Source organism: Actinomadura montaniterrae, assembly GCF_008923365.1.
Lineage (GTDB): Bacteria > Actinomycetota > Actinomycetes > Streptosporangiales > Streptosporangiaceae > Spirillospora > Spirillospora montaniterrae.
In genome coordinates, this window is record NZ_WBMR01000346.1 from 1 (window position 1) to 7,307 (window position 7,307).

10 protein-coding genes are annotated in these 7,307 nt (G+C 76.4%); 6 read left to right on the plus strand and 4 right to left on the minus strand.

Annotation, left to right across the window (positions count from 1 at the left end; genetic code table 11):
- Positions 1–89 precede the first annotated feature (89 nt).
- Positions 90–1,637 carry a serine/threonine protein kinase gene (locus F9B16_RS47885; RefSeq protein WP_151546924.1) on the plus strand — a complete coding sequence of 516 codons (1,548 nt, stop codon included), beginning with the start codon at positions 90–92 and terminating at the stop codon, positions 1,635–1,637.
- Between the two features lie 18 nt (positions 1,638–1,655).
- On the opposite strand, the gene F9B16_RS47890 is transcribed toward F9B16_RS47885, so the two are convergent.
- Positions 1,656–2,066 carry a DUF6069 family protein gene (locus tag F9B16_RS47890; protein WP_225992617.1) on the minus strand — a complete coding sequence of 137 codons (411 nt, stop codon included), beginning with the start codon at positions 2,064–2,066 and terminating at the stop codon, positions 1,656–1,658.
- 130 nt (positions 2,067–2,196) lie between these two features.
- Between F9B16_RS47890 and F9B16_RS47895 the strand changes: the two genes are divergently transcribed.
- Entirely contained in the window at positions 2,197–3,354 is a 1,158-nt protein-coding gene (locus tag F9B16_RS47895; protein ID WP_225992618.1) for a sensor histidine kinase, read from the plus strand.
- Positions 3,342–4,004, plus strand: a complete 663-nt coding sequence (locus F9B16_RS47900) for a response regulator transcription factor (RefSeq protein ID WP_151546925.1) — start codon at positions 3,342–3,344, stop codon at positions 4,002–4,004. Before F9B16_RS47895 ends, F9B16_RS47900 begins: the two co-directional genes overlap by 13 nt.
- Positions 4,005–4,073: 69 nt before the next feature.
- Here the strand turns inward: F9B16_RS47900 and F9B16_RS47905 are convergent, their stop codons facing one another.
- From F9B16_RS47905 to F9B16_RS53355, 3 genes are read right to left on the minus strand one after another with little or no spacing between them, the layout of a single operon-like run.
- Positions 4,074–4,505: a DUF3995 domain-containing protein gene (locus F9B16_RS47905; protein WP_151546926.1), complete on the minus strand. Its 432-nt coding sequence runs from the start codon at positions 4,503–4,505 to the stop codon at positions 4,074–4,076.
- A 46-nt stretch (positions 4,506–4,551) separates the two neighbouring features.
- Positions 4,552–5,010, minus strand: coding sequence for a hypothetical protein (locus F9B16_RS47910; RefSeq protein WP_151546927.1), 459 nt, complete (start codon positions 5,008–5,010; stop codon positions 4,552–4,554).
- Positions 5,007–5,357, minus strand: a complete 351-nt coding sequence (locus tag F9B16_RS53355; protein WP_225992619.1) for an RNA polymerase sigma factor — start codon at positions 5,355–5,357, stop codon at positions 5,007–5,009. The genes F9B16_RS47910 and F9B16_RS53355 overlap by 4 nt, the downstream gene beginning before the upstream one ends.
- A 256-nt stretch (positions 5,358–5,613) precedes the next feature.
- Between F9B16_RS53355 and F9B16_RS47920 the strand changes: the two genes are divergently transcribed.
- The 3 genes from F9B16_RS47920 to F9B16_RS47930 are packed head-to-tail and all read left to right on the plus strand — an operon-like array spanning position 5,614 to position 7,247.
- Positions 5,614–5,835 (plus strand): hypothetical protein, encoded by a 222-nt coding sequence (locus F9B16_RS47920; protein WP_151546928.1) that lies wholly within the window; start codon positions 5,614–5,616, stop codon positions 5,833–5,835.
- Between the two features lie 23 nt (positions 5,836–5,858).
- Positions 5,859–6,713, plus strand: coding sequence for an oxidoreductase (locus F9B16_RS47925; RefSeq protein WP_151546929.1), 855 nt, complete (start codon positions 5,859–5,861; stop codon positions 6,711–6,713).
- Positions 6,714–6,755: 42 nt separating this feature from the next.
- On the plus strand, positions 6,756–7,247 hold the full coding sequence (locus tag F9B16_RS47930; protein ID WP_151546930.1) for an RNA polymerase sigma factor: 492 nt from the start codon (positions 6,756–6,758) through the stop codon (positions 7,245–7,247).
- Positions 7,248–7,307: the final 60 nt, after the last annotated feature.

Sequence of the window (7,307 nt, forward strand, 5' to 3'; positions counted from 1 at the left end):
GGGTGCCCGCCCCCGGCGGGCACCCGGACCGCCGGACAGACGCTGTCAACCCCCGGAAAACCCGGCGTGGCCGTCGTTATAGTGCGGGTGTGCCGGACCTCCTTCCCCTCGAACCCACCGACCCGCGGCGTCTCGGCGGCTACCGGATCACCGGGCGGATCGGGGAGGGCGGGCAGGGCGTCGTCTACGCCGCCGTCCCCGACGGCGGCGGCGACCGCGTCGCGGTCAAGCTGTTCCACGCGCAGCTGACGGGCGATCCGGGCGCGCTGGACACGTTCGCGCGCGAGCTGGAGGCCGCCAAGCAGGTCGCGCGGTTCTGCACCGCCCAGGTGCTGGACTCCGGGGCGTTCGGCAACCGCCGCTTCATCGTCAGCGAGTACGTCGACGGGCCGCCGCTGAGCGGCGTCGTCCGGCAGGGCGGGCCGCGGTCGGGCAGCGCGCTGGACCGGCTCGCGATCGCGACGGCGACGGCGCTGGTCGCGCTGCACGACGCCGGGGTGGTGCACCGCGACTTCAAGCCGCACAACGTGCTGCTCGCCGCGGACGGCCCGCGCGTCATCGACTTCGGCATCTCGCGGGCGCTGTCCGGTGCGCAGACCGTCGTGAGCCGCGCCGTCGGCACCCCCGCGTACATGGCGCCCGAGCAGCTCCAGCCCGGCGAGCTCGGGCCCGCGGTCGACGTGTTCGCATGGGCGTCGACGATGGTGTTCGCCGCGACGGGCCGCCCGCCGTTCGGCAACGAGTCGATCCCGATCGTGATGAACCGGATCGCGCACGAGCCGCCGCGGCTCGACGGCGTGGAGGAGCCGCTGCGGGGGCTGCTCGCCGAGTGCCTCGCCAAGGACCCGGCGCGGCGTCCGACGGCGCAGAACGTGCTGGACCGGCTCGTCCGGCGCTCGCAGCAGACGGCCTCCGGCGGCGTTCCGGCGGGCAGCGGTGTTCCGGCGGCGCCTGGCGGCGTTCCGGCGGGCCCTGGTGGGGTGCCGGTGTCTCCGCCGCCCGCGCCGGGGGCCGGGCCCGGGCCGGTCTCGTCCGAGGCGGTTCCGGCGGCGGACGCGTCGACCGTCCCGAACGAGCGGCGGCGCGTCCGGCGGCGGGCGGGCGTGCTGGCCGGGGCGGGAGCCGCGGTCGTCGCGGGCGCGGCGGTGTTCGGGATCGTGCAGATGGCGGACGGTGAGACGGGCGGCGGGGGCCCGCACGCGTCGCCGCACGGGACGCCGGGCACCGTCGCCGACCAGGGGCGCGCCGGGGAGGCGGGACGTGCGGACGTGCCCGGCATCGAGAGCCCGAGCGCGAGCCGGAGCCCCGGTGCCGGTCCGGGATCGAGCTCGCCGACGTCGCGGACGCCGCCGTCGAAGAAGCCGTCCGGCGGGCCGTCGTCCGCACCGTCGTACAAGCGCGTCGACCTCGGGCCCGGCCATTTCTCGGCGTACTGCGCGAAGCTCGGCTGGGAGTGGGAGGAGTACCGGGACACCCCGCAGCCCGGCGCGTACTGCGTGGCCCACAAGCGGGCCGCGCAGCTGATGTCGGAGGCGCAGCTCGACGCGGGGTGCCGCTGGCGTTACGACGACCCCCGCGCCCAGCACTACTTCAAGGGCAAGTCGAACTACTGCTACACGACGAAGCCCGCCTCCTAACAGCGGACCAGCAGCGGACTAGCGGCGGGCGCGCGCGGCGGTGCGGCCGAGGCCCGCGATCAGGACGGCGCCGACGACCAGGTGCATCGCCGACAGCGCGGCGTAGGTGCCGAGGCCTTCGGAGTCCATCGGGCCGGTCATCGACAGCCCGAGGACGATGCCGGCGGTGAGGCCCCAGGTGCGGGCCGGGCGCTTCGCGCGGCGCTCCATGACGGCAAGCAGGCCCCAGCCCGCCAGCCCGATCAGCAGCGTGAACGCGACGACGGCGGCGGGGCCGACGTGCTGGCCGCGGGCGTGCATCCCGGCGCCGCCGATCGGGTCGGCGGCGACCCAGACGAGCAGCGCGGCGCCGGCCGCGGCGGCGATGGTGAGGGCGCGCCGGGCGGCGACGCCTCCGGTGGCGGGAGAGGTGCGGGTCATCTCGTTCATGCCGGCAACGATCGCCGCCGGGCGGGCCGCGGCGCATCGGGCGCGCGGCTGCGGCGGATCCGTCCCGGGTCCGGGGCACCCCCTACTTCGGTAGGTGTCGCGGTCGCGGGGGCCGTCCTACGCTGGGCCCGTGAACAGCGAGGACGTCTGCGAAGTGGAGCGGCGCAGCCCGCGGCTCGCCGCCGGCGCGGCCGGGGTCGTCGCCGCCGTCGGGGCGCTCGGCGCGGTGACGCTCTGGGGCCGGACCACGGGGGATCCGATGCCGCTGGGCCTCGACATCGCGGCCGGGGTGCTGGCCTGCCTGCTGTCGCCGCTCGTCCTGTGGCGCCCGGTGGCCGGCACGCTCGTGCTGACCGTGCTGGCCGCGCTGTCCCCGGCGGCGACGCCGGCGGCGACCTTCGGCGCGTTGCACGTCGCGCAACGGCGCCGGTTCCCCGTCGCGGTCGCGGTCGGCGCCGCGGGGATCGCTGCGCACGCGGCGCGCGCGCTCTGGCAGCCCATGGGCGGCATCAGCTACGGCTGGTGGGTGCTGCTGGTCGCCCTCGCATACTGCGCGCTGGTCGGCTGGGGTGCGCTGTCGCAGGCGCGCCGCGCACTGCTGGCCTCGCTGCGCGAGCGCGCCCGCCGCGCCGAGGCCGAGCAGGGGCGGCGCGTCGCCGAGGCCCGGATGCTGGAGCGCACCCGCATCGCCCGCGAGATGCACGACGTCCTCGCGCACCGGCTCTCGCTGCTCGCCACCTACGCGGGCGCGCTGGAGTACCGTCCGGATGCGCCGCCGGAGAAGCTCGCCCAGGCCGCCGGGGTGGTCCGCGCCGGGGTGCACCAGGCCCTCGACGAGCTGCGCGAGGTGATCAACGTCCTGCGGGACGAGGACGCCGGCGACGACGACCGGCCCCAGCCCGTCCTCACCGACCTGCCGGCGCTCGTCGCGGAGTCCCGCGACGCGGGCGGCAGCGTGCAGCTGCGCGACGACGTCGAGGAGCCCGCCGCGCTGCCCGCCGCCGCCGGGCGCACCGCGTACCGGGTCGTCCAGGAGGGGCTGACGAACGCCCGCAAGCACGCGGCGGGCCGTCCCGTCCGGGTGGCGATCGAGGGCCGTCCCGGCACCCGGCTGGTGATCGACATCCGGAACCCGCTGCCGCCGGACGGCACCGCCCCGCTCGCCCCCGGCACCGGGACGGGCCTGGTCGGGCTGACCGAGCGGGTGAACCTCGCGGGCGGGCGGCTGGACCACGAGGTCGCCGCCGGGGAGTTCCGGCTCCGCGCCTGGCTACCATGGCCGGCGTGACCCGCCCCCTTCGCGTGCTGATCGTGGACGACGACGCCCTGGTCCGTGCCGGCCTGTCGATGATGCTGGACGGCGTGCACGGGATCTCGGTCGTCGGCGAGGCGGCGGACGGGGCGGAGGTGCCGGAGGCCGCCGACCGGCACGCGCCCGACGTCGTCCTGATGGACCTGCGGATGCCCCGCGTCGACGGCATCGCCGCGACCCGCGGCCTGCGCCGCCGCGACCCGGCGCCCGAGGTCATCGTCCTGACCACGTTCGACACCGACGAGAACATCCTGCACGCGCTGCGCGCGGGCGCGAGCGGGTTCCTGCTGAAGGACACGCCGCCCGCGCAGATCGTCGACGCGGTCCGGCAGGTGGCGTCCGGCGACCCGATCCTGTCGCCGCGGATCACCCGGCGGCTGATGGACCGCGCCGCCGTCCAGGCGGGCGCCTACGAGCGCGCGCGGGCCGCGCTCGGGCGGCTCAGCCCGCGCGAGGGCGACGTGGTCGTCGCGATCGCGGAGGGACGGTCGAACGCCGAGATCGGCGCCGCGCTGTTCATGAGCGTGGCGACCGTCAAGGCGCACGTGTCGAGCATCCTGACGAAGCTGGACCTGGACAACCGCACCCAGATCGCCCTACTCGCCCACGACGCCGGTCTCGCCTGACCCCGCCGCCTTGCGGCCCGGGCGTCTGGCCGTGGCGGCGGACCGCCACGGCCGGGGCGTCTCCGCAGGTCAGCCGATGGCCACGCGCAGGGTCGCGGCCGTCAGCACGAGGCAAAGCGGCGTGTAGACGGCCAGGTTGAGCCGGTAGAAGGCGGAGTCCCGGCGGGCGCCGACGCCCAGCGCCCAGACGACGCCCGCGCCCGCGCGGAGGGCGACGCCCGCGGCGACGGCGACGGTCCCGGCCGCCGGGATCCAGCCGGGCACGCCGGTGAGGATCAGCCCGGCCCGCGCCGGCACGGCGACCGCCCCGGCCGTCAGGACGGCGACGAGCGGCGCCAGGACCCGGGGAGTGAACGGGACCTCCGCGTTCAGCAGGCCGAGGGACAGGGTGGTGACGTCGCGGGCGGGCCAGGTGCGTCCGGTCATCCAGTACACGTGCAGTGCGGCGTCGAGGCCGAGGACGGCGGCGGCGAGGAGGGCCGCCAGTTCGAGAATGCTCATGCCTGGAAGAGGACGCGGACGTCCCGCATCACTCCCGTGATCCGCGTCACTCCGGCGGCGTGAACCGCCGGACGAACCGGCGCAGGACGACCGGCCCGAGCGCGCGCCGCAGCACCGGCCCGGCGACCCGCATCCCCGGGACGCGGAACCCGGCCATGTAGGCGAAGCGCGTCGCGTCCCCTTCGGGAACGGCCGCCATGCCGAACACCAGGAAACGGCTCTGCATCAGGCACCAGCCGGGACGCAGCACCATGTCGAAGCGCGCGCGCAGACCGGACCGTCCGTGCACCATCGCGCGCATCCGCTCGCCCTCGCGTTCGGTGACGCGCAGGGACCGGACGTCGGGCACCAGGCCGGGGAATCCGTTCTCCGGGTCGCCCAGTACCGTCCACACGTCCTCGAATGCAGCCGGCAGGACCGCCTCCTCCAGCAGGACGCCGGGGTACGCGGCGGCGAGCGCGCGGAGCCGGCGCACATCGTCCAGCTTCCCGACGGGCCAGGTCACGGCGGGCTCCCTTCGTTGCGCCAGCTCGTCCGGAAGCGCGCCCGCGCCCGGAACAGCCGGGACCGGACGGTCCCCGCCGGGACGCGCAGCATCCGCGCGGCGGTCTCCTCGTCCAGCCCCTCCAGGTCGCGCAGCACCAGCACGGCGCGGTGCTCGGGGGACAGCCGGTCGAGCACGTCGCGGACGTCGGCGGCCAGCGACGGGTCGCCGGGCGCGGGCAGGTCGGCCGGCTCCGCGGGCACGGCCCGCGACGACCGCCGGGCGACCCGGACCGCCTCCCGGACGGCGATGACCCGCACCCAGCCGAGCAGCGCGGCCGGGTCGCGGAGCGACTTCAGGTCGCGCATGACCGCGATCAGCGACTCCTGCGCGGCGTCGGGCGGCGTCCTGCAGCGCGATCGGGCCGCAGAGCCGCCGCACGTGCGGGGCGAGCGCCGCGAGCACCTCGTCCAGCGCCATCAGGTCGCCGCGCTGCGCGCGCCGCACGACCTCGGCGCCGGGCGCGCTCACCGGGTCAGAGCCGGGCGCGCTCGCCGGATCGGGGTCGGGCGCGCTCACCGGCCTGACCTTACCTCCCGAATGACTCGATAGTATGTTCGAGTCGTGCATGTCCCGTTCCTGTGCCCGCGCGGCCACCGCCTCGTCCCCGGCCGCGTCATCGTCGGCTGGTCGCCCTGCGTCTGCCCGCCCTGCGGCGGCCGCGCCCGCGGCCTGCGCGGCCACCGCACCTACCTCTGCCTCGACTGCAAGGACGAGCACGTCACGACGAAGTGCTACCTCCCGCACCACGTCCCCGCCCAGGGCGCCGCCTACCGCTGGCCGTGACCCCGGAGGCTAGGCTGGTGATCATGACGGAGCGGTGGGCACTGGGCGGCGACCTGGACGTCGCGCGGATCGGGTACGGCGCGATGCGGCTGTCGGGCTGGCCGGGCGGCCCCCGCCCCGACCGCTACACGGCCCTCGCCGTCCTGAACCGCGCCGTGGAACTCGGCGTGAACCACATCGACACCTCGAACTACTACTCCCACGACGGGGTGTCCGCGAACGAGTTGATCCGCGAGGCGCTGCACCCCTACCCGGACGACCTGGTGATCGTCACCAAGGTCGGCGCGCTGGTCGAGGGCGCCGACATCCACCTGCCCGCCGAGGAGCACACCGGCCTCACCCCGTCCGGCCTGCGCCGCGCCGTCGAGGCGAACCTGAGCGCCCTCGGCCTGGACCGCCTCGACGTCGTGAACCTGCGGATGGGTGTCCTCGGCCCCTCCGACGAGTCCCTCGCGGCGCCGCTCGAAACCCTCCTCGCGCTGCGCGACGAGGGCCTGATCCGCCACCTCGGCGTCTCCAACGTCGCCGCCGCGCAGGTCGCCGAGGCCCGCCGGACCGCGCCGATCGCCTGCGTCCAGAACCAGTACAACGTGGCCCAGCGCGACGACGACCCCCTCGTGGACGCCTGCGCCGAAGCGGGCATCGCCTACGTCCCGTTCTTCCCGGTCGGCGGCTACCAGCCGCTCACGGCGGACCACCTCAACGCCGTCGCCGCCCGCCACGGCGCGACCGTCCCGCAGGTCGCGCTCGCGTGGCTGCTGGCCCGCTCCCCGAACATCCTCCTCATCCCCGGGACCGGCTCCCCGGCCCACCTGGAGGAGAACGTCGCGGCCGCCGGCCTCCGCCTCACGCCAGAAGACCTCGCCGAGCTCGGCTGACCCGCCCGCGGGAACCCGGAAACGCCGTCCGAGGGATAACCGGTGCAGGCACACCGCGATCCCTGGGAGGCCCCCGATGACAGAGCCGCCGACACCGCCGGCCGCGCGGTGATCGGTATCCGGGCGCGTCCGGACCGTCCGGCCGCGACGGTGCGGGGCGACGCCGAGCCGATCCGCAGATCCCTCACGGAACCGGACGCGTTCACCGCGGTGTACGACCGGCACGTGCCCGCGGCCCGCTACCTGCTGCTGGAACGGCTCGGCGGCGAGACCGCGGCCGAACCCGTCGACAGCGAGGCGCGGGTCATTGCGCAGGCGCTGCGCGGCCCGCTCGCCCGGGCGCTCGCCGACCTGCCCGCGGTCTACCGGGAGCCGCTGCTCCTCGTGGCCTGGGCCGACCTGACCTACGAGGAGGTGGCCGCGGCGCCGGACGTCCCCGTGGGCACCGTCCGGTCCCGGCTGTCGCGGGGCCGCGCCCGGCTCCGCGCGGCGCTCGGCGGCGCCGACCCCACCGAGGAGGACACCGATGGATGAGATGGCGCTGCTGCGCGAGGCCGGTCCCGACGTCGCGCCGCCCACGGACGCCGCGCTGCG